The organism is Aquimarina amphilecti (assembly GCF_900109375.1).
Classification (GTDB): domain Bacteria; phylum Bacteroidota; class Bacteroidia; order Flavobacteriales; family Flavobacteriaceae; genus Aquimarina; species Aquimarina amphilecti.
Map to the genome: position 1 here is coordinate 962,672 of NZ_FOAB01000001.1, position 21,752 is coordinate 984,423.

Annotated in this window: 20 protein-coding genes; 13 read left to right on the forward strand and 7 right to left on the reverse strand. The window is 32.1% G+C overall.

The window, feature by feature from the left end; genetic code table 11:
* Positions 1 to 451: 451 nt before the first annotated feature.
* The gene (locus tag BMY33_RS04225; RefSeq protein WP_091405976.1) at positions 452 to 3,070 is read left to right on the forward strand and encodes a TonB-dependent receptor; all 2,619 of its coding nucleotides are present in this window, start codon (positions 452 to 454) and stop codon (positions 3,068 to 3,070) included.
* 70 nt (positions 3,071 to 3,140) lie between these two features.
* Here the strand turns inward: BMY33_RS04225 and BMY33_RS04230 are convergent, their stop codons facing one another.
* The 4 genes from BMY33_RS04230 to BMY33_RS04245 form a co-directional block, all read right to left on the reverse strand.
* Positions 3,141 to 3,959, reverse strand: coding sequence for an alpha/beta hydrolase (locus BMY33_RS04230; protein WP_091405978.1), 819 nt, complete (start codon positions 3,957 to 3,959; stop codon positions 3,141 to 3,143).
* Positions 3,946 to 4,821: an alpha/beta hydrolase gene (locus BMY33_RS04235; protein ID WP_091405980.1), complete on the reverse strand. Its 876-nt coding sequence runs from the start codon at positions 4,819 to 4,821 to the stop codon at positions 3,946 to 3,948. Before BMY33_RS04235 ends, BMY33_RS04230 begins: the two co-directional genes overlap by 14 nt.
* A gap of 118 nt (positions 4,822 to 4,939) precedes the next feature.
* Positions 4,940 to 5,548: an outer membrane beta-barrel protein gene (locus tag BMY33_RS04240; protein ID WP_091405982.1), complete on the reverse strand. Its 609-nt coding sequence runs from the start codon at positions 5,546 to 5,548 to the stop codon at positions 4,940 to 4,942.
* A 117-nt stretch (positions 5,549 to 5,665) separates the two neighbouring features.
* Positions 5,666 to 6,016 carry a 4Fe-4S dicluster domain-containing protein gene (locus BMY33_RS04245; RefSeq protein ID WP_091405984.1) on the reverse strand — a complete coding sequence of 117 codons (351 nt, stop codon included), beginning with the start codon at positions 6,014 to 6,016 and terminating at the stop codon, positions 5,666 to 5,668.
* A 66-nt stretch (positions 6,017 to 6,082) separates the two neighbouring features.
* On the opposite strand from BMY33_RS04245, the gene BMY33_RS04250 reads away from it, so the two are divergent.
* The 6 genes from BMY33_RS04250 (at position 6,083) to BMY33_RS04275 (ending at position 11,324) form a co-directional block, all read left to right on the forward strand.
* Positions 6,083 to 7,144 (forward strand): acyl-CoA reductase, encoded by a 1,062-nt coding sequence (locus BMY33_RS04250; protein ID WP_091405986.1) that lies wholly within the window; start codon positions 6,083 to 6,085, stop codon positions 7,142 to 7,144.
* Between the two features lie 125 nt (positions 7,145 to 7,269).
* Positions 7,270 to 8,334 carry a 3-phosphoserine/phosphohydroxythreonine transaminase gene (gene serC / locus BMY33_RS04255; protein WP_091405988.1) on the forward strand — a complete coding sequence of 355 codons (1,065 nt, stop codon included), beginning with the start codon at positions 7,270 to 7,272 and terminating at the stop codon, positions 8,332 to 8,334.
* 70 nt (positions 8,335 to 8,404) lie between these two features.
* Positions 8,405 to 9,355 (forward strand): D-2-hydroxyacid dehydrogenase, encoded by a 951-nt coding sequence (locus BMY33_RS04260; RefSeq protein WP_091405990.1) that lies wholly within the window; start codon positions 8,405 to 8,407, stop codon positions 9,353 to 9,355.
* Between the two features lie 190 nt (positions 9,356 to 9,545).
* Positions 9,546 to 10,184, forward strand: coding sequence for a DUF937 domain-containing protein (locus BMY33_RS04265; RefSeq protein WP_091405992.1), 639 nt, complete (start codon positions 9,546 to 9,548; stop codon positions 10,182 to 10,184).
* 153 nt (positions 10,185 to 10,337) lie between these two features.
* Positions 10,338 to 10,763 carry a DUF6146 family protein gene (locus BMY33_RS04270; protein ID WP_091405994.1) on the forward strand — a complete coding sequence of 142 codons (426 nt, stop codon included), beginning with the start codon at positions 10,338 to 10,340 and terminating at the stop codon, positions 10,761 to 10,763.
* Between the two features lie 39 nt (positions 10,764 to 10,802).
* Positions 10,803 to 11,324 carry a DUF6787 family protein gene (locus tag BMY33_RS04275; RefSeq protein WP_091405996.1) on the forward strand — a complete coding sequence of 174 codons (522 nt, stop codon included), beginning with the start codon at positions 10,803 to 10,805 and terminating at the stop codon, positions 11,322 to 11,324.
* A gap of 30 nt (positions 11,325 to 11,354) precedes the next feature.
* Here BMY33_RS04275 and BMY33_RS04280 read toward each other — a convergent pair whose 3' ends face one another.
* The 3 genes from BMY33_RS04280 to msrA are packed head-to-tail and all read right to left on the reverse strand — an operon-like array spanning position 11,355 to position 12,881.
* Complete coding sequence (locus tag BMY33_RS04280; protein WP_091405999.1) at positions 11,355 to 11,669, reverse strand: hypothetical protein; 315 nt, start codon at positions 11,667 to 11,669, stop codon at positions 11,355 to 11,357.
* A gap of 47 nt (positions 11,670 to 11,716) precedes the next feature.
* The gene (folE, locus tag BMY33_RS04285) at positions 11,717 to 12,313 is read right to left on the reverse strand and encodes a GTP cyclohydrolase I FolE (RefSeq protein WP_091406001.1); all 597 of its coding nucleotides are present in this window, start codon (positions 12,311 to 12,313) and stop codon (positions 11,717 to 11,719) included.
* 16 nt (positions 12,314 to 12,329) lie between these two features.
* A complete protein-coding gene (gene msrA, locus BMY33_RS04290; protein ID WP_091406004.1) occupies positions 12,330 to 12,881 on the reverse strand; it encodes a peptide-methionine (S)-S-oxide reductase MsrA in 552 nt (183 codons plus the stop codon).
* 147 nt (positions 12,882 to 13,028) lie between these two features.
* Here msrA and BMY33_RS04295 point away from each other — a divergent pair, with 147 nt between their 5' ends.
* The 6 genes from BMY33_RS04295 to BMY33_RS04320 all read left to right on the forward strand — a co-directional run bounded on the left by BMY33_RS04295 (position 13,029) and on the right by BMY33_RS04320 (position 21,747).
* Positions 13,029 to 15,461 carry a DUF5916 domain-containing protein gene (locus tag BMY33_RS04295; RefSeq protein ID WP_091406006.1) on the forward strand — a complete coding sequence of 811 codons (2,433 nt, stop codon included), beginning with the start codon at positions 13,029 to 13,031 and terminating at the stop codon, positions 15,459 to 15,461.
* Between the two features lie 54 nt (positions 15,462 to 15,515).
* Positions 15,516 to 16,181, forward strand: a complete 666-nt coding sequence (locus tag BMY33_RS04300) for an ABC transporter ATP-binding protein (RefSeq protein WP_091406007.1) — start codon at positions 15,516 to 15,518, stop codon at positions 16,179 to 16,181.
* Between the two features lie 47 nt (positions 16,182 to 16,228).
* Positions 16,229 to 17,002 carry a TIGR02757 family protein gene (locus BMY33_RS04305; protein ID WP_091406008.1) on the forward strand — a complete coding sequence of 258 codons (774 nt, stop codon included), beginning with the start codon at positions 16,229 to 16,231 and terminating at the stop codon, positions 17,000 to 17,002.
* Between the two features lie 141 nt (positions 17,003 to 17,143).
* Positions 17,144 to 18,604: an alkaline phosphatase PhoX gene (locus BMY33_RS04310; protein WP_091406010.1), complete on the forward strand. Its 1,461-nt coding sequence runs from the start codon at positions 17,144 to 17,146 to the stop codon at positions 18,602 to 18,604.
* A 70-nt stretch (positions 18,605 to 18,674) separates the two neighbouring features.
* Entirely contained in the window at positions 18,675 to 20,441 is a 1,767-nt protein-coding gene (locus BMY33_RS04315) for a cytochrome-c peroxidase (RefSeq protein ID WP_244542975.1), read from the forward strand.
* Positions 20,442 to 20,541: 100 nt separating this feature from the next.
* Positions 20,542 to 21,747: a sensor histidine kinase gene (locus BMY33_RS04320; protein WP_342028414.1), complete on the forward strand. Its 1,206-nt coding sequence runs from the start codon at positions 20,542 to 20,544 to the stop codon at positions 21,745 to 21,747.
* Positions 21,748 to 21,752: the final 5 nt, after the last annotated feature.

Here is a 21,752-nt window from a genome sequence, read left to right on the forward strand (position 1 = left end):
AACGCACAAACGCTTTGACAAATTAAATGGGGAAAAAATACCTAATTATTAAAAGATTAACATACCAACCCTGCTTTGTTAAATTTAACAAAACGAACCAATAAATTAATTTAAAAAATTGCTAATCAATATATTACACTTAAAATCTAATTAAATTTTTCCATAGTGAATTTAACAAGTACTTGATTGAAGTTTTTACCGTACAACATAAACGAGTACTCAAAAATAGAATTCGTAGCTAATTAAATAGTATTCGTTATATCTTAGTAATCCGCTTTGTTTTGATTCTACAATACTCAGCTGTAGAGAAAATCTTAAAAAAAATCTTAAAAAAATAGAATATACCCATAAAATTGGATACCAAAACTCAACTTATAATAAATATGATCGGTAGACATAAAATCTAGATTAATTGAATATCTTTAATAGCTAAACCAATAAATATATTCACATGAAAAAACTCACACTCATTTTGTTTTGTTTTATTACAAGTGTAACCTTTAGTCAACAAATTGTTACTGGAATAGTGACTGATGTTTCCGGTTCCCCAATACCATTTGTTAATATCACAGAAAAAGGTTCTGACAAAGGAACAATAACTGACGATGATGGAAAGTATACCATCGCAGTAGATGAAAATGCTATTTTAGTATTCAGTTTTGTCGGATTTCAGACTCAAGAAATTACCGTAGGTACAACCAATAATATTGATATTACTTTATTAGAAGGTGAAGCTCTAAATACTATTATAGTAGTTGGATCCAGAAGTCCAAAAAGAACAGCAACCGATACTCCCGTTGCCGTAGATATTATTGATATGCAAGATATTGTTACCAAAAGTGGTAAAATTGAAATCAATGAATTATTACAATACTCTGCACCTTCCTTTAATGCCAACAAACAATCAGGTTCTGATGGCGCTGACCACGTAGACCCTGCTAGTTTAAGAGGTTTAGGTCCTGATCAAACTTTAGTTTTAATCAATGGAAAAAGAAGGCATAGCTCATCGTTAATTAACATTTTTGGAACTAGAGGTCGTGGAAATTCTGGAACAGATCTTAATACAATTCCTGCTACATCAATAAAAAGAATAGAGATTCTGCGTGATGGCGCTGCTGCTCAATATGGATCTGATGCAATCGCCGGTGTTATCAACATTGTTCTAAAAGATAATATTAATAAACTAAGTGGTAGTATCAGTTATGGAGCCTATAACACAAATGCTAAAGGTGATTTTCCTGATGGAACCCCAAACACCGATGGTAATCGTTTAGATACCGAAAATGATGGAAATAGAATAGCTGATGACAAAAGTTTTGATGGTGGTTCTGTAAAAGTGACTGCCAATTATGGAGTAGGTATTGGAGAAAAAGGATATATCAATTTTACCACAGAATATTTAAGCAAAAATAAAACTCTAAGACCTGGATTTGATTTTAGAAGAGGATTTGGAGAAGCAGCCATAGATGGATTTAATCTTTTTGTTAATGCTAGTGTTCCATTATCTGAGAAAACTGAACTATATGCTTTTGGAGGAAGAAATTATCGTGACACTGATGCTTTTGCTTTCACACGTAATGGCGGTGAACGTGTTGTTACAGAAATTTATCCTGATGGCTTTACTCCGAGAATCACTTCTAACATCATAGATAATTCTATTTCAGCTGGTATTAGAACAGAAACAGATAGTGGATGGAAAATTGATCTAAGCAATACATGGGGAAAGAATAATTTCCATTATTTTATAGAAGGTACGCTAAATGCCTCACTAGAAGAAAACTCTCCTACAGAATTTGATGCTGGAGGCCATAGTTTAAGTCAAAACACAATTAATTTAGACTTTTCGAAATACTATCCAAAAGTGGCTAAAGGTTTAAATCTTGCTTTTGGAACAGAATATAGAACTGAAAACTTTATCATATTTGCTGGAGAAGAAGGATCTTATGCTACTTATGATGTAAACGGTTTGCCTATTACAAACCCCGCAACACAAACACAACCTATTGATCCTGATAGTGGCCAGCCAAGACCGGGAGGATCACAAGGGTTTCCAGGATATAGCCCTTTAAATGAAGTCGATCGATCTAGGTCAAATTTATCTCTATATGCTGATGCAGAATTAGACATTACGGATGCCTTTTTATTAGCAGGAGCTGCTAGATTTGAAAACTACAGTGATTTTGGGAGTACTGTTAACGGAAAACTAGCATTTAGAATAAAAGCATCTGAAAATATCAATATTAGAGGTTCTGTTAGTTCAGGGTTTAGAGCTCCATCATTAGCTCAGATCTATTATAATCTTAGATTTACAGATTTCCAAGGCGGTATTGCTACAGAAACATTATTAGCTCCAAATAACAGTCCTGTTACAGCTTCTTTTAGAATTGATCGATTAAAAGAAGAAACTTCGTTAAATGCATCGTTAGGAGTTACAGCTAAGCTTGGTGATTTCTCTGCAACAGTAGACGGATACTACATTGACATACAAGATCGTATTGTGCTTACAGGAACTTTTGAAGCTACCGATATTGATAATGTAAATGAAGCACAATTTTTTGCAAATGGTGTAGATACAGAAACTGTAGGTATGGATTTAGTCCTTTCCTGGAAGGGAAATTATGATTTCGGAACATTATCTGCACTGTTAGCCGGAAATGTAAATAATATGTATATCACAGCTGTTAATACAGATTTGGATCCAGACATATTCTTTGGTAAAAGAGAACAGGCATTCTTGCTTGCATCGGCTCCAAGAAGCAAATTTGCTTTAAATTTAAATTACAATACAGACAAATTTAATGCTGGTCTAGGTTTGACTCGTTTTAGTGATATCACCCTTGTAGATTTTGTAGATACAGAAGATGAATATGGTGCGAAAATAACAGCCGATCTAACTTTAGGATACAAGTTATCAGATCAATTAAAACTTACTATTGGTGGAAATAATATCACTAATGAATATCCTGATCAACAAAATGATGGAGAAACCGAAGCTGGTGGATATTGGGATGCCGTTCAGATGGGGTTTGGCGGAGCCTATTATTATGCTAGATTGGATTTTAGTTTCTAAATAAATTATCGTCGCATTGAGTAGAGCTAATATTTGATAAATCATTAGTACTCTACTCAATACGGCTTTATTATATTCCATTAAGATCACCCTCCAATACTAAATCAATCGTTCTTAAATATTTATCAAACTTAATCAAATCGTTATGAGAACCTCCTTCGATAGTAATCATTCGCTTTTTGGGAGTTAAAATACTTTTAAATAATTTCTTACCCGAAGCATATGGTACCACTCCATCATCAGTACCATGGTATATAGTAATTGGACATTTTACTTTTTCTATAAATCTATTAGAGGGAAACTTAAATTTTAAAATATTCTTTACAGGAACAATTGGCAACCAACGAGAAGTAACATCTGCCATCGAATTAAATGGTGTTTCCAATATTAGTTGAGAAGGGTTATTAACTGATGAGATTTTTGTGGCAATACTAGTTCCTAAAGACCTACCATATACTATTACCTGACTCTCTTGATATTTCCCTAATGCATACTCATAAAACAACTGAGCATCTTCATACAGCAATTTCTCTTCTGCTATATCCCCTGTACTCTTACCATAACTTCTATAATCCATCACAATAACATCATATTGTTTATCAACAAAAAAAGAAGCTATATTTCCCCACCTCGAAAGATTTCCTTTATTCCCATGAAAATATAATATGGCTCCTTTGGGTTTTTTACATTTAAAATGAATAGCATTTAATCGTTCTCCATCTAGAGTTTCTAAGAAAAACTCTTCAAAAGGATGATCAAATTGATATGTATAATTTATAGGTAACTTTTCTGGTTGAAAAATAACTTTATGTTGAAATAAATACAGTAACCCTAAACCCATAAGATATATAATCAATGTCCACTTTAAAAATTGCTTAAGCTTGGACATTTACATTTTTTGAGGAGTGTTTTACACCGATACTCGTGTTAGATAAATTAATTTTTCTCATTTTAGAATTGATAATTTCACCGAGCATTTTATGATAAGATTCAAAATTATTTAGATTCTTGTGTCCTCCCCCAATTACTGTATATAATCTTGTCAGCTTGGGTTTAATTTTTGATAACTTAATACTAGATTTAAAAGGAATCAACTTATCGTGAGTCCCATGAATTATATGAATAGGACAGTTTACATATTTTAGCCATTTATAAGTAGGTATTGGATATCTCATTATCAAAGAAACTGGCATAAATGGAATAAACTTAGCAGCCACTTTACTCAAGCTATAGTATGGAGCATCAAGAATTAGCATTTTAGGATTATTTATAGAAGCTAATTTAGTTGCAAAACCTGATCCCATAGATCGTCCATAGAGAATTATGTATTTTTCGTCTACTTTTTCTTTTAATTTATTATAGACGAATTGAAGATCTCTTTTAATGGCTTTAAAAGAACGTCTTCCTGTGCTCTTTCCAAATCCACGATAGTCTAACATACATACATCATATCCATGTCTGGTAAAATCCACCGCAAATTTGCCCCAACCTTTAATACTTTTAGAATTCCCTTTAAGATAAAGAACTACACCTTTTGGGTTCTCCACTTTAAAATGTAAGCCATTAATAATGGCCCCATCTCGAGTTTCCAGATTATATTCTTCTACAACTTGATTGTTATAATGAAACTCAAAATCTTTGTCTAATTTCTCTGGCTTAAAAATAAAATACTCCTGCAAATAATATAAAACAGTACTAGTTACTATATAAAACGCAAGAATAATAACTGCTATGTATCCCCAATTTGGCATATTAGTATTCTTTATGAAATTCTTGTAAGTAACTAATTTACAAAAAATTAAAATGAATTGCATAAAAAAAATCCTGCGGAAGCAGGATCTTTATATTTCTATGTAAATGCTTTAATTTTTATCGTCTAGCATCGTATATTCTAAAACGAACACCTACTCTTGCATAGATATCGAAAAATTTACTATCTAAATCAGTCAAGTTATCAGTAAAATCGTTCATTGCACCGGCTTCAAAAAAGATATCAAACATCTCTCCTATCATTTGCGAAAAACCTACACCGTATACTCCGCCAATTACCAACTGTTCATACTGATCAGATTCTAAATCTACACCTCCCAGTTCTACATTAGTGTTTATCCTAAAAGAAGGACCTACATTAATAAAAGGTCTAAAACGATCTTTTCCTCTACCAAATAAATATCTAAATTTAGGGTTGAAACCTACTTGTAAAACTTTTAAATCTGCTGGCAAAACTGTTGGAATATTTGATACAATTTCACTATTTCTTTGTAAAACTTCAATTGAGAAGACTATACTTGTTTTAGCACGAACTCCCATTACATAGCCATATCCAGCATTAAAATAGAAGCCGGTACCACGGTTACTATCCGCATTTTCAATATTTATACTAGAACTTGTTAAACCACCAGAAACTTCCCACCTGTATTGTGCAAAAGAAGTAGTTGAAGCAGCTATCAGTAAAATAAAGAATATTAATTTTTTCATAATTTCATGTTTAAATTTGAGGTTAAATTCTTGACGAAAATACTAAAATTTAAAAAACAAGCACAAAAAAACCTGTCGATACCGACAGGTTATTCATCTGTAAGATAATTTAACTTACTATTCTTTATGCATAAATGCCTGCTTCTGTAATAAAAACTCTTCCGTTTCTACTATATCTTCATCCGGTACACAGCAATCTACAGGACATACAGCCGCACATTGAGGTTCTTCATGAAAACCTTTACATTCGGTGCATTTATCCGGAACTATATAATATATTTCATCACTAACAGGCTCTTGAGCCTCTTCTGAGTTAATAGCTTTTCCACCTGGAAGTACTACATCACCTTCTAAATCTGTACCGTCGGCATATCTCCAATCATCTGCTCCTTCATAAATCGCAGTGTTTGGACATTCTGGCTCACAAGCTCCACAGTTTATACATTCATCCGTTATTATAATTGCCATAGCTCTTTTTTATTCTAAATTTGCATCACAAAAATAACTCGTAAACTAGTGATAAACAAATTAGAAATGTTATTAAATGACCGAATTACCGCTTTTTCTGAATTAGGCAACTTCTTAAGTCAATTCAAAAATACTGGTTATGAGAAGATTAAGAACATCAAGAATAACGAAGATTTTTTTGATGGAATGATTCAAAAAATAGAATCTGCTAAGCATCATAATGGTTGGTTTACAGAAGAAAACATAGTGTTTTCATTATCACAATGGAGTAAGGCACTTACAAAAAATAACTTGGAACAATGGTTATCTTCTTATACGCTAGATAAATTAGAACCGAAAACAATTGGAGTTATTATGGCTGGAAATATTCCTTTAGTGGGGTTTCATGATTTTATTTCAGTATTAATTAGCGGTCACAACGTATTAGTCAAACAATCCTCCAATGACAATTATTTACTTCCTTACTTAGCTTCTTACCTCATCTCAATAGAACCTAAGTTTAAAAATAAAATTTCTTTTACCACCGAAAAATTCAGTGATTTTGATGCCATCATAGCAACAGGAAGTAATAACACTGCACGCTATTTTGAACATTATTTCGGCGGTAAACCCAATATAATTCGTAAGAATAGAAACTCAGTAGCAGTTTTAACAGGTAATGAATCTAAAAAACAATTAGCTGCCTTAGGTGAAGATATATTTAGATATTATGGATTAGGCTGTCGAAGCGTATCTAAACTTATGGTTCCTAAAGGTTATAATTTTGATCTATTTTTTAAATCCATATACGCACACAATGATATCATCAATGGAGCAAAATATGCTAACAATTATGATTATAACAAGGCTGTATATTTAATGAGTAGTTTTAAGTTATTGGAGAATGGATTTTTAATGCTAAAGGAAGATACTAGTTATGGCTCTCCAATTGCCACTTTGTTTTATGAAACTTATAATACCAAAGAAGAAGTAATTCAAAAATTCGAAAATGATAAAGAAGCCATTCAATGTATCGTTAGCGATGATTTTTCGGATGAAAGTATTGATTTTGGTACTACTCAACATCCTTCTCTATCAGATTACGCAGATAACATTGATGTTATTGAATTTTTAACAAAAATTGATTAAATATTTTATCATATTGATAATGATTTTGTTTTAGATTATTAGCACCTTTGTGGTGTTTTTTCTTACTGGTTTAAGGAGCCAGAAAACAATAAGAAAAGTAACTAATAAAAACAATAAAACTACTGATGAAAAAGCACAACTTTAGCGCAGGACCTTGTATTTTACCACAAGAAGTATTCAAAGAAGCATCCCAGGCTGTATTAGATTTTAACGATTCTGGGTTATCCATTTTGGAGATTTCGCATCGTAGCAAAGATTTTGTAGACGTTATGGAAGAAGCCCGTAGTTTGGCTTTAGAATTATTAGGATTAGAAGGTAAAGGTTATAAAGTACTTTTCCTTCAAGGTGGAGCAAGTACACAGTTCTTAATGACAGCTTATAACCTATTACAAACTAAGGCTGGATATATTAATACAGGAAGCTGGAGTGACAAGGCTGTTAAAGAAGCTAAAATTTTTGGTGAGGTTATAGAAGTCGCATCTTCTAAAGACGCCAACTATAACTATATACCTAAAGGATATAAAATACCAGAAGGCTTAGATTATTTACATTGTACGAGTAACAACACAATTTTTGGTACGCAAATTAAAGATTTCCCTACCACTAACGCACCTCTTATATGCGATATGAGTAGTGATATTTTCTCTAGACAATTAGATTTTTCAAAATTTAGTTTGATCTATGCTGGAGCTCAAAAAAATATGGGTCCTGCAGGAACTACACTAGTCGTTATTAAAGAAGATATTCTTGGGAAAATAGAAAGACAAATCCCATCAATGTTAGACTATGGTGTACATATCAGCAAAGGCAGTATGTTTAATACTCCTCCTGTTTTTCCAGTATATACATCTATGCTTACACTTAGATGGTTAAAAAAGCTTGGAGGAATAGCCGCTATTGAAGAAGAAAACGATAAAAAAGCAAAACTTATCTATTCTGAAATAGAACTGAACCCTTTATTTAAAGGATTTGCAAAAAAAGAAGATAGGTCAACAATGAACGCAACCTTTTCTCTGATAAACGAAGACCTAAAAGAAACTTTTGATGCGATGTGGAAAGAAGCTGGCATTAATGGTGTTAATGGACATCGAAGTGTAGGAGGTTATAGAGCAAGCATGTACAATGCAATGAGCATAGAAAGTGTTGCTGCATTGGTAGATGTAATGAGTGATTTAGAAAGAAAAGCATAACCAACTAAAAATAAACTTGAAGCTTACTATTCTAGAATAAGAACAAAAAATTAAAAATCAAACCTTTAAAATGAAAGTATTAGCAAACGATGGAGTATCACAAAGTGGTATTGATGCCCTAGAAAAAGCTGGATTCGAAGTGCAAACCACCACAGTAGCACAAGATCAATTAGTAAATTATATTAACGATAATGAAATCAATGTATTATTAGTGCGTAGTGCTACTAAGGTAAGAACTGATATCATTGACAACTGTAGCTCCTTAAAGATCATTGGTCGTGGTGGAGTTGGTATGGACAATATCGATGTTACTTATGCTCGAGAAAAAGGACTACACGTTATTAATACACCTGCGGCTTCCTCTGGATCTGTTGCGGAATTAGTATTTGCCCATTTATACGGAAGTGTTCGTTTTTTACACGATGCCAATAGAAATATGCCATTAGAAGGAGATAGTAAATTTAAAAATCTTAAAAAAGCATATGCTGGTGGTACAGAACTAAGAGGCAAAACTCTTGGAGTAATTGGTATTGGTCGTATTGGTCAAGCTACAGCAAAAATAGCAATTGGAGTTGGTATGAATGTAGTAGCATTTGATCCTTTTATTGAAGAAATAGATATTCCAGTTGAATTTTTTGATGGACAATCATTGAATTTTAAAATAAAAACTGTTTCGAAAGAAGAAGTTCTAAAACAGTCAGACTTCTTTACATTACATGTTCCTGCTCAAAAAGAATATGTGATTGGTAAATCAGAAATCGAACAAATGAAAGATGGGGCTGGATTAATTAATGCAGCTCGTGGTGGCGTAATTGATGAAGTAGCATTAGTAGAAGCATTAGAAAATGGTAAATTAAGTTTTGCTGGACTGGATGTTTTCGAAAACGAACCAAATCCTGCTATAAAAGTATTAATGAATAATAAAATCTCTCTAACACCTCACATTGGTGCTGCTACAGGAGAAGCACAAGATAGAATTGGACAAGAACTTGCTGATCAAATAATATCTATACTTCAATAAGTGTAGTAAACATATTACAATATCACCAAAAAACACCTTTCACAAATATTCGTAAAAGGTGTTTTTTATTTACCTTATATCGATAAAATCTTCATTTCATCCGTTTTTTACATAAAATAAGATCAATCAATCCTTTAATCTTATTTATAAAAAATGTAAATTTAGGACACATAATAAAAATATATAAATCATGTCTGGAATTTTAGATCTTTTAAATAGTCCTATGGGACAACAAATTATTAGTGGAGTAAGTAGTCAAACAGGACAATCCGCAGATAAAACAGGAAATTTACTAAGTATGGCTATGCCTGTACTTATGGGAGCAATGCAAAAAAACGCTTCCACACCCGAAGGAGCTTCAGGATTATTAGGAGCAATATCTGGAAAACATTCTGGTGGCGGGATTTTAGATAATCTTGGAGGTTTATTTCAAGGTGGTGTTGAGGAAAATGTTACTAATGATGGAGCAGGAATTCTTGGACATATTTTAGGTGGTAAACAACCAGCTGTAGAAAACGCTTTAAGTCAAAAATCTGGAATGGATGCTAGTTCTGTAAGTCAAATACTTAAAGTTGCCGCACCAATTTTGATGGGAGTTTTAGGGAAACAAGCTTCTCAGAATAATGTATCTGATGCTAATGGATTATCAAGTATGCTTGGAGGAATGCTTGGAGGTGGTCAAGGATCAAAACAACAATCTCTTATCGAATCATTTCTTGATGCTGATGGTGATGGAAGTATTTTAGATGATGTTGCAGGTATGGTTCTTGGTGGTGGTCAGAAAAAAGGCGGTATCGGAGGATTACTTGGCGGACTTTTCGGAAAATAAAACCAAAAAATAGTTTTTATATCTATAATAAAAGGTCTTGATGTATATGTCAAGGCCTTTTTACATGTTAGGTTATTTGATTACTTTTTTAAATTAACATTACAAAATGTTAAAACTAAAAAAATATCAATCAACTTTTCGTAACTTATACATATGACAGTAAAACAGTTTTTTTTTATAATCATTCTCGCATTATTTACCTATAGCTGCGCTACAACTAAAGATAGAAAGCTAGATACAACTTCTACTACTGACTCTTCAGACACTTTAAGGATTGCCAATGATGAATTAGAATATGAAATTATTATCATAGAGCCTGGATTTAACAATTGGTTAGTTACACAAAGACCTAGAGGATACTATAATCAGCAGTTTTTAGAAATAAGAAATCGTCAGTATGTTATAGAATATAACCAACGTGTAGTCCAACCACAACGCTTCGATCCTAATCTATATATTCAACAAATTAACTACGATCAATATACCGATTATGGATATGAAGTGAATTATCTACTGTATAATTATTTCTTGTTTTTTGAGCGACAATATAAACAACGTTTTTTTGTAAGCAGAGGATAAAGATTTTGACACCGAAAGTTTATTTTGTATTTTTGTTCAATGCAAAAATTCAAAGATCGCTGGGAAATCCAAGCTAATTGGCAACTATTATTTCCCGCTCTAGGGTTAATAGGATTATTGATTTCATCTTTTTTATTAAGCAAAAGACTTGTGTCTGGAGTTTTTAAACTATCAGAAACTGATGAATCTTATATTCTTGCATTATCATTAATAACTTTATTTCTCTTTATTCCTTTACTAGGATTAACATTAAGAATCTTTAATGCTTTAGAAAAAAAATGGAATGTAACCTATCGCTGGGAACTGATAGCTATATTTATTGCTTTTGCTATTACTGGCTCTACAGCTGCCCGAGTTTCTGATCCATTACTAACATTAATCGGTTTGAGTAAGGAAACTACAAGTGGCTGGATCTATTGGCCTCTTAGAGTATTTTTGATATTTCCTATTTATCAGGTAATACTATTGATCGTAGGATGGTTATTTGGGCAATTTAAATTTTTCTGGTGGTTTGAGAAAAAAATGTTACGTCGAATGGGTTTCGCGAAATTTCTAGACTAAAACATTTTTTAAACTGATATACATAATACATTATTGAACTATCTCTACTTCAATAGTCTTAGCATCTTTATCAAAAACTTCTTCCTTATTAATTACAAAAGTATATAACCACATAATTGTAAAAGATGGGATAATATCAGTCCCTGGTATAATCTCTTCTATAAATGTTATTACAGATGCTATCTTTCCTTTTTTTCCAGGGTACATATCTAACATTTTTTTTGCAGCATATGGCGCCCAAATAATATCTAAGAAAGGGCCAACAACAGGAATAACCATGGAAGCCATACCAATCAAATCATAAACAATACCTCTCTTTAGTAATTTATACTTGTTTTTTTTCATAAGTTTCTATTTACTAAAGATATAACAAAAAAAATGCCAAAAAATTGTTATGCCAAATCTGCAGTTATCAATCTTAGAAACTCTGTTCTCGTTTCTATTTTTTCAAATTGCCCTCTAAAGCCAGAAGTAGTAGTCACCGAGTTTTGTTTTTGTACACCACGCATCATCATGCACATATGCGAAGCTTCTATAACAACAGCAACACCTTGCGGTTTTAAGGTTTTATTAATACATTCTAAAATGTCATGAGTTAATCGTTCCTGTACTTGAAGTCGTCTTGCAAAAACATCTACAATCCTAGGCAGTTTACTTAAACCAACTATATGCCCATTTGGAATATATGCTATATGAGCTTTCCCAAAAAAAGGTAACATATGATGCTCACATAGAGAATACAACTCAATATCCTTTACAATTACCATATCATCATAATCTTCTTTAAACATGGCACTTTTTAATATCTCTTCAGGATCCTGATGATATCCTTGCGTTAAAAACTGCATGGCTTTCGCTGCTCTCTCAGGAGTCTTAACGATCCCTTCCCTACTTATATCCTCTCCTAAATCAGTAATAATCGATTTAAACTTATCTTTTACATCATCAGTAACCTTGATATTATATTCCTCAAATTTATTATATGGCATTATACGTATATTAGTTCTAGATTTCCTTTTTCAACTTACTCTTAAAAGTATGCTGCAATTTACTTAGTTTTGGGTTAATCACAAACTGACAATATCCTTGACTACTATTTTGGTTATAATAATCCTGATGATAATCCTCTGCATTGTAAAATGGACCGACTGCTGTTACTTCCGTTACAATTGGGCTATCAAAAATACTTTCCGTATTAAGCCGTTGAATCATTGAATGAGCTAATTCTTTTTGATTTTCATTTTCGTAAAAAATAGCACTTCTATATTGAGTACCTCTATCTGCTCCTTGTCTGTTTAATGTAGTAGGATCATGAGTAGCGAAAAAGATTTCTAACAATTCATTATAGTTAATAATATTCGAATCAAATTCAATCTTTATTGCCTCCGCATGCCCAGTTCTACCTGTAGTTATCTCTCGATATGCCGGATTTTTAATAGTTCCTCCCGTATATCCAGAAATTACCCGAGACACACCTTCTAACCGTTGAAAAACAGCTTCTGTACACCAAAAACATCCTCCTGCAAAAACCGCACTATCTAAGTTATTATTTCCCATATTATTGTTAAAAAGTAAATATTGTTTAACGAATGTACATATATAGTGAACAGCACTAATGCTTTTTAACTTTTCATTAGTACGCCATTTAGATGTAAATCCTAGTTTTGCAGTTGAGTCGAAAAAGTAAGGATTTTTTTACAAAACATGAATAGAAAATTACGCCCTATCCTTAGTGTGTTGTTAATACTGCACACTATTCTTTTATTTAGTCAAGAAAAAAAACAAATTACGGCACACAGAATATCTACCTCACCTAAGATAGATGGTATTCTAGATGATCAAGTATGGTTAGATATTACACCATCTGGTAATTTTAATATGTGGCAACCTGGTAACGAAGGTACTATCTCAGAAAATCTTAGAACAGAAGTAAAAATGGCGTATGATGATAAAGCAGTATATTTTGCTGCTTATCTATATGATGATCAACCGGATAAAATACTTCGCCAATTTAGTCAACGGGATAATGTTTTCGCGCAAGCAGATTTCTTTAATATATCGATGAACACATATAACGATGGAATTAATGAAACACGTTTTTTTATTACAAGTGCTGGAACAATAGGAGATGCCAGAGCAGATCAATTTAATGAAGACTTTAGTTATAATGTAGTATTTGATGCAAAAATATCTTTTGATGAAAAAGGATGGTATGCAGAATTTAAAATACCATATAATGCTTTACGTTTTCCCGAAATACCTGTTCAGGATTGGAGTATTAACTTTTTTAGACGTCTACAGAACAGAAATGAAACACATTCCTGGAATTTTGTAGATAACGAAGTAGGACAACGCACACAATATAATGGACTTGTAAATGGTGTTAAAGATATAAATCCACCTGTTAGACTTACATTTTTCCCTTTTGTTCAAGGTTTGGCAACTACATCTGATGGAGAAACAGAAACAGATTTTAGTGCGGGACTAGATGTTAAATATGGATTAAGTGATAGCTTTACTTTAGATGCAACTTTAATTCCAGATTTTGGACAAGCAGCCTTTGATGAAGTTAGACTTAATCTAGGGCCATTTGAACAAACATTTGGAGAAAATAGACAATTTTTTACCGAAGGAACAGAGCTTTTCAATAAAGGACGTATTTTCTTTTCAAGACGTGTAGGTAATGGACCTACTGGTTCTGTAACAGATGAAGATTTACTAGAAAATGAAATGGCAGAAGACGCTCCTACCAAAGTAAATTTATTAAATGCACTTAAAATCTCAGGTAGAACCAAAGGAAATTTAGGGATCGGTTTTTTTAACGCAATCACTGAGAAAACAGAGGTTCGTATAACCGATACAATTACTGGAAATCAAAGAAAAAAAGTAGTTGAACCTTTAGCTAATTATAATATTTTCGTTTTAGATCAACAGTTTAACAACAATTCTTCTATTTCATTAATTAATACTAATGTTACTCGAAATGGAAGTGATTTTAGAGATGCTAACGTAACCGGTTTAGTCTGGAACTTAGCGAATAAAGCCAATTCGTATCGATTAACAGGACGATCTATAGTAAGTCAAGTAAATTTGCCTGGAAATAACATCGCTGGTTTTAGATCAGAACTTGATTTTGACCGTATTAAAGGTAAATGGAGATATGGATTCGGACACGACCTAGCTAATACTACTTTTGATATTAATGATCTAGGAGTAAATTTTAGAAATAATTTCAATAGTTTTAGAGTTAGTACTTCGTATCAAATTTTTGAGCCTACCAAACTATTCAACAACTATAGAATTAATCTTTTTGCTAGACACCGTAGATTATACGATCCGAGTGTTCAAACTTCTAATTCTCTGGGCGTTGATTGGTTTTTTGTTACAACGGAACGATTTGCTTTTGGAGGTTTTACAATTTATGATTCTGACACTGATGATTATTTCGAACCTAGAGTAGATGGCAGATTTGTAACATTTAGCGAAAATCTTGGTGTAAATCTATGGGTATCTTCTGATTATCGTAAAAAATTCGCTTATGATATACGCTTATTTCATCGTAATTGGTTTGAAGATAATCAACAAACTTATAGCATGAATCTTTCTCCGAGGTATAGATTCTCTGATAAACTCTTAGTTATCTGGACCACGGATTACTCCATTAGAAAACGAAATTTTGGATATATCGATAATGATGATACTGATGTTTTCTTAGGACAAAGAGATATTACTACAGTAGAGAATTCTCTTAGTGCTAGTTATAATTTTGACCCATATAAAGCAATAAATCTTCGTTTTAGAAATTTCTGGAGTACAGCCGATTATTCTGAAAATGTTTTTTATACGCTTAATAATGATGGTTCACGAACACAAACAGATTATGATATTTCTGAAAACGATCCTAATACTAATTTTAATATCTGGAATTTAGATTTAAGTTTCAGCTGGAGATTTGCTCCAGGAAGTGAGGCTACTCTACTCTATCGTAATCAAATATTTAATCAAGATGAATTATCTACAATTAATTATACGGATAGTTTAGACAATCTTTTTGGTCAACCTATTAAGCACACATTATCATTAAGAGTTGTTTATTTCCTTGATATAAATAATTTAAAGGGTTCTTTTAAAGGATAATCTTGGCGAATTTTAGGATATTAGTTACTTTCACAATCTCTAGAAATATAATTGATGATAAAAGCTAAGAATATTCATAAACACTACGGAGATTTACACGTCCTAAAAGGTGTTGATTTACATATAAAAGAAAGTGAAATTGTTTCTATCGTAGGTGCTTCAGGTGCAGGAAAAACTACATTATTACAGATTCTAGGAACTTTGGATAGAGCATCAAAAGAAAAAGGTAGTGATTTATCTATTAATAATAATATTATAAATTTCTTATCAGAGAAACAATTATCTAAATTTAGAAATGAACAATTAGGATTCATTTTTCAGTTTCATCAATTATTACCAGAGTTTACAGCGCTAGAGAATGTATGCATTCCCGCTTTTATTAAAAAAGTGCCAAAAGCCGAAGCAGAAAAAAGAGCTAAAGAACTACTTGGTTTTTTAGGGTTAGAGCATCGATCTGATCATAAACCAAATGAGCTTTCTGGTGGAGAACAACAAAGAGTTGCAGTTGCAAGATCTTTAATAAATAATCCAAAAGTGATTTTTGCTGATGAACCTTCTGGGAATTTAGATAGTGAATCTGCAGAAAATTTACACAAATTATTTTTCAAACTTAGAGATGAATATGGCCAAACATTTGTTATTGTTACTCACAATGAAGATTTAGCTAATATGGCTGATCGAAAACTAGTTATGGTAGATGGTAAAATAGTAGATAAGTAATAATATTTCTATATTAATTTTTATAATTTCAGCACAGCTCAAACCCGGTGAAGAAACTAAGTAAAAGTGAACTTAAAGAATTTCTTGATGAAAAAGCTGCTTTTTACGAACAGCCAAAATTCATAGAAACAGACCCTATCCAAATTCCACACCTTTTTACCCGAAAAGAAGATATAGAAATTGCTGGTTTCCTTACAGCAACTATTTCTTGGGGGAATCGCAAAAGCATCCTTAATAATGCACATAAACTAATGTTGCTGCTAGGTAATTCTCCATATGATTATGTTATGAATCATTCAGAAACATCATTGGAGGGTTTAGAAGGGTTTGTGCACAGGACTTTTAACAGTAAAGACCTCTCCTACTTTATCAAAGCTCTACAAAACATCTATAATAAATACGGTGACTTGGAAAGTTTTTTTTCTAGATATAATGAAGAAGAATATTTACAAAGTGCAATACATCATTTTAAAAAAGAGTTTTTTACGCTACCACACCTTCCTAGAACACAAAAACACATCAGTGATCCTCATAAAAACTCTGCTGCTAAAAGGATCAATATGTTCCTTAGATGGATGGTAAGAGACTCCACACCTGGAGTAGACTTAGGGATATGGAAAAGTATATCACCTTCTCAATTGTCCTGTCCTTTAGATGTTCATTCTGGTAATGTCGCAAGAAAATTAGGTTTATTAAGTAGAAAACAAAATGATGCCAAAGCGCTAAATCAACTTGATGTTAACCTAAGGTTATTAGATCCGTTAGACCCTATAAAATATGACTATGCGCTATTTGGACTTGGAGTTTTTGAAAAATTTTAGCTTAGAATCGTTCTAAAGAATAACACGCTGTTTACATTCTAAACATTAGATTGATGTTTCTTTAATAAACATAAAACATTTCCATAAAGTCCTTACACTTACACTCGAAGTAAATTTGTGAAAACGAAAATTCACAGAATCATGAAAAATTACTTTGGACTCCTTACCCTATGTTGCGGTTTGATTTTAACATCTTGTAACGATGATGATGATACTTCAACACCACCAATAGGAGATTTAATTGAATTAGAAAGCAGATCAACTTCACCTGTTCTCCTAAAAAAAATGTCTGGTTTTACAGATATTGAAATTTACAATTTATTATCTTCTGAAGATACTTACATACCAGACTTTACATATGGATCTATGGCGGATGGAGCCGGTCTACTTCGTAATACAGACGGAACTTATACCCTAATAAACAATATAGAAGCGGATTATGCAATAGCACGTATTACGCTTGATGAAACATTCAAACCAATAAAAGGAGAACATATACTTAATGCAGTTGCAACTGCTGAAACTGCTCAATGTTCTGGATCTATGATTACTCAAGAAGAGCATGGTTTTGGTCCTATGTATTTATCAGGAGGAGAATGGGGAGGAAACTCTAAGGGAGTTTTTGCAACAGATCCTTATAGAGATATTTCTATAGCTTCTACTCCTAGAATGTTAACAGCAATGGGGCAATGGTCTACAGAAAATGCTGTTGCAATAGGAAAAGATGCTTATCCTGATAAAACAGTGGTATTTATAGGAGATGATAATAGTGATAACGAAGTGCCTTCTGGGCAATTAGGTATGTATGTTGGGAACTCTGGAGATCTTAACGGTGGAAAACTATATGGGTTAAAGGTAACTTCTCCTGGGATCACTTATGAAATGGATATGGAAGAAGGTACCGCATATGATATGGAGTTTGTAGAGCTTACTGAAAAAGATATTGATTTATTAGATGCAGAGGCTAAAACAAAAGGTGTAATGGGATTCTCTAGATTAGAGGATATCGACTGGAGAAGAGGTTCTGGAGCTAATAATAGAGAAGTTTACCTTGCTGTAACTGGAAGAGATAAACCAGATCTTATCGGAAAAGGAACTCGTTCTGGTAGAATATATAAAGTAGTATTAAATGAAAATGATCCTACAGGAGCTGGAAAAATCACATGTGTGTTAGATGGTGATAAAGAAGATGGTAAAGCTGAAGCTTTTCATAGTCCAGATAATATTTTAGTTACTGAAAACTATGCTTACATACAAGAAGACCCTAATGGAATACAAGATTTTAAACCTGCTGCTGCACATTATGCGAGATTATACCAATATGATTTAAACTCTGGAGCATTAAAAGTGGTTCTAGAATGTGATCAAGTTACTGCTGCTGCCCAAGGATATGGAACTGTTGACAGAATTTGGGAAATTACAGGAATGATAGACATTTCTGATGTAATAGGAGTTGATGAAACTTTTGTATTAATCACTCAAAACCACGGATGGGAAAAAGCAGATGGCACTCCTTATACAGATCCAAATGCTAATCCAAATCTAGCTGATAGTCGAAAAGAAGGTAGTATGTTATATATCATCAAAGGGCTTGGAAGATAATTTTAATATCACACAAAATAATCAAATGCAATTATTGTTAGATTATATAACAAACAAAAGGGCTTGTCTTATGATAAGCCTTTTCGTTTTATTTACTTTATGCGCTTGTAACAATAAAGTAAATAAAGAAGAAACAGAAAAAATAGCGTTCCATACTATAATGCATAAGCAATTTGATGAGGATATGACCTTAGCAATTATTTATACTGATAGTATTAAAAAGAATACTTCTAAAATTGAAAATAATTTTAAAGAAGCTAAAAAATATTTTAAAAAACTAGAACCTATTCTATCCACTCTGGATGTAGAAAACTATGGTTTCCTCAATCAACCAAATATCCTAAAAGTTGAAGAAGAAGATTTTACTGATATCAAAATAAAATCTCCTAGTGGTTATCAAGTACTTGAAGAGGAAATTTTTGCAGATAAAATTGATACTACGACAATAAAAAAACACGTAAATCTAATAACAAGTAGGCTAAAACTGATTCAAAAGAACATAAACTTTGATCACCTAAAACAATACCACTTCTTATGGATGTTTAGAAAAGCTATTGCCAGAGTTGCTCTTACAGGTATAACAGGTTTTGACTCTCCAGTATTAGAAAACTCATTAGAAGAATCCAAAATAGTATACCAAAGCTTACACCAGTATTTATCTATATTTGAGAATGAATTCAATGACACTAGTTTATTCGAAGCTTGGAATAAAGAAATCGAAACTACATTAAGGAATTTACAAGGTGATTTTAATAAATTTGACCGCTACTATTTTATTAAAAATCACACACATAAACAATTAAGTCTTTGGAATCAAACTGTTACTGATTGGAATGTGAAATTTCCTTTTGAATTGGCTCTAAAAAATGATGCAACATCTCTTTTTTCTTCGAATACTTTTAATGTAAACTATTTTGCCGATCAAAACCAAAAAGAAATTAGCTCTGATAAGATTGCTTTAGGTAAAAAACTATTTTACGACACGAATCTTTCTTCAAATAAAAAAATTAGTTGTGCAACATGCCATCGACCAGAAAAAGCTTTCACAGATGGTTTAAAAACATCAAATGGAGTTACACGTAATAGCCCAACACTACTATATGCAGCATTACAACAAGCATTCTTTTATGATAAAAGAGCTGGTGGATTAGAAGGGCAGATCATTAATGTCGTAGAAAATGAAAATGAATTTCATACCGATTTAAAAACGTTAGAAAAGGCAGTTATAGAGAACCAAGAATATGTAAAGGAATTTCTCAATGTATATCCCAATCGTAAAATAAACAACAATGATATCAGAAATGCCATGGCTAGTTATATAAGAAGTCTTACTCCTTTTAATTCTAAATTTGATAGAAATATAAATGGATTAGAAAACACCCTTTCTCTAAACGAAATTAATGGTTATAACCTATTTAATGGTAAAGCTAAATGTGCTACTTGTCATTTTGCTCCTTTATTTAACGGAACAGTTCCTCCAGATTATAAGGAATCTGAAATAGAATTAATAGGTGTCCCTGAGTATAATGATTCTATTAATGCAATTATAAGCAAAGACCTAGGAAGATATTTGGTTTACAAAACGCCAGAAAGGAAACACTTTTTTAAAACACCCACAGTACGTAACTCAGAAATTACAGGTCCTTATATGCATAATGGAGTATACAAGTCTCTAAAAGAAGTAATGGATTTTTATAATCGTGGTGGTGGCGCCGGTATTGGTATAGATCAAGAATATCAAACCTTACCTCCAGATTCTTTAAACCTAACAGAACAGGAGATAAATGATGTGATAGCTTTTATGAAAAGTCTAACTGAAGACCTATCAAATTATTAGTTAATTAGTGGTATTTAAAATAATCAAGGGAGGGAATATATAATTTCTAATATTTTTTTGTTAATTTTATTAAGAATTGTTCCACACAAGGCAATTCTTGATGAAGATGATTATACCTGAACACCCCGTAAATGAAGATTTTAGAATTGAAGCTCTAAAGTCTTTAGGTATATTGGATACGGAACCCGAAAATGAGTTTGACGAAATAACAGCTCTTGCAGCATATCTTTGTGATACAGAAGCAGCTCTAATATCATTAGTAGATAATGATAGAGAGTGGTTTAAATCTTCTCATGGTTTTTCTACCAAAGAAATTCCAAGAGATCAATCTTTCTGTGCACACTCAATTTTAGATCCTGATACTCCCTTAATAGTTAATGATGCGCGAATAGACAAACGATTTCATGACAATCCCCTTACCTTAAAAGGAACAGTAATATTTTATGCTAGTATTCCTCTTATTGATAAAAACGGTTTTGCCCTAGGAACACTTTGTGTTATTGATAGTCTTCCAAAAAAACTTAGTGATAAACAATTAGAGGCATTAAAATCTCTAGCGCATCAAGTAGTTATTCTTTTTGAATTAAATAAAAAGAATAAAGATTTAGAAAAAATAGAAGATAAACTTAGAAAACGTAACGAGTCATTAAAGGAATTTGCTAGAGTTATATCTCATGACTTAAAAATGCCATTGGCTAATGTTATAACAACATCTGATCTTTTAAAACTGAAATTAGCAAACGATTTAGATAAAGAAACTTCTGAATATTTTGAATATATAAAACAATCATCATTTTCCATGAGTGACTATATAAATGATGTATTAGATCATTATGAAAGTGATAGTCTTGCTCAAAACAAACCGGAGTCTTTTAAACTAAATCATCTATTAAAAGAAATTGCTGAATTATTAAGTATAAAGCCTGATTGCACTATTAATTTTCCGAAAAGCAATCCTACTTTAAAATCGAACAAGTCTGCATTAAAGCAAATATTTTTTAATTTAATAGGAAATAGTATTAAGTATAATGATAAAGAGCATATTATCATTGATATTGAACACTCAGAAGATAAAGTTTTTTATTATTTTAAAGTAACAGACAACGGAATGGGAATTCCAGAGGATAATATCGATACTATTTTCGAGCTATTTACTACTGCCAATGGAACTGATAGAAGTGGTAATAAGGGGAATGGTATAGGATTGTCGACTGTAAAAAAATTAGTAACAACTCTTGGCGGATGTATCAAAGTAAAATCCAAACTTGGAACACAAACTACTTTTGATTTTTCTATTAAAAAATAAATAGA

Bases quoted from the DNA above. Each gene is read 5' to 3' on its own strand.
- BMY33_RS04225 (WP_091405976.1), top strand. From the start codon at position 452: ATGAAAAAACTCACACTCATTTTGTTTTGTTTTATTACAAGTGTAACC.
- BMY33_RS04230 (WP_091405978.1), bottom strand. From the start codon at position 3,959: ATGTCCAAGCTTAAGCAATTTTTAAAGTGGACATTGATTATATATCTT.
- BMY33_RS04235 (WP_091405980.1), bottom strand. From the start codon at position 4,821: ATGCCAAATTGGGGATACATAGCAGTTATTATTCTTGCGTTTTATATA.
- BMY33_RS04240 (WP_091405982.1), bottom strand. From the start codon at position 5,548: ATGAAAAAATTAATATTCTTTATTTTACTGATAGCTGCTTCAACTACT.
- BMY33_RS04245 (WP_091405984.1), bottom strand. From the start codon at position 6,016: ATGGCAATTATAATAACGGATGAATGTATAAACTGTGGAGCTTGTGAG.
- BMY33_RS04250 (WP_091405986.1), top strand. From the start codon at position 6,083: ATGTTATTAAATGACCGAATTACCGCTTTTTCTGAATTAGGCAACTTC.
- serC (WP_091405988.1), top strand. From the start codon at position 7,270: ATGAAAAAGCACAACTTTAGCGCAGGACCTTGTATTTTACCACAAGAA.
- BMY33_RS04260 (WP_091405990.1), top strand. From the start codon at position 8,405: ATGAAAGTATTAGCAAACGATGGAGTATCACAAAGTGGTATTGATGCC.
- BMY33_RS04265 (WP_091405992.1), top strand. From the start codon at position 9,546: ATGTCTGGAATTTTAGATCTTTTAAATAGTCCTATGGGACAACAAATT.
- BMY33_RS04270 (WP_091405994.1), top strand. From the start codon at position 10,338: ATGACAGTAAAACAGTTTTTTTTTATAATCATTCTCGCATTATTTACC.
- BMY33_RS04275 (WP_091405996.1), top strand. From the start codon at position 10,803: ATGCAAAAATTCAAAGATCGCTGGGAAATCCAAGCTAATTGGCAACTA.
- BMY33_RS04280 (WP_091405999.1), bottom strand. From the start codon at position 11,669: ATGAAAAAAAACAAGTATAAATTACTAAAGAGAGGTATTGTTTATGAT.
- folE (WP_091406001.1), bottom strand. From the start codon at position 12,313: ATGCCATATAATAAATTTGAGGAATATAATATCAAGGTTACTGATGAT.
- msrA (WP_091406004.1), bottom strand. From the start codon at position 12,881: ATGGGAAATAATAACTTAGATAGTGCGGTTTTTGCAGGAGGATGTTTT.
- BMY33_RS04295 (WP_091406006.1), top strand. From the start codon at position 13,029: ATGAATAGAAAATTACGCCCTATCCTTAGTGTGTTGTTAATACTGCAC.
- BMY33_RS04300 (WP_091406007.1), top strand. From the start codon at position 15,516: ATGATAAAAGCTAAGAATATTCATAAACACTACGGAGATTTACACGTC.
- BMY33_RS04310 (WP_091406010.1), top strand. From the start codon at position 17,144: ATGAAAAATTACTTTGGACTCCTTACCCTATGTTGCGGTTTGATTTTA.
- BMY33_RS04315 (WP_244542975.1), top strand. From the start codon at position 18,675: ATGATAAGCCTTTTCGTTTTATTTACTTTATGCGCTTGTAACAATAAA.
- BMY33_RS04320 (WP_342028414.1), top strand. From the start codon at position 20,542: ATGAAGATGATTATACCTGAACACCCCGTAAATGAAGATTTTAGAATT.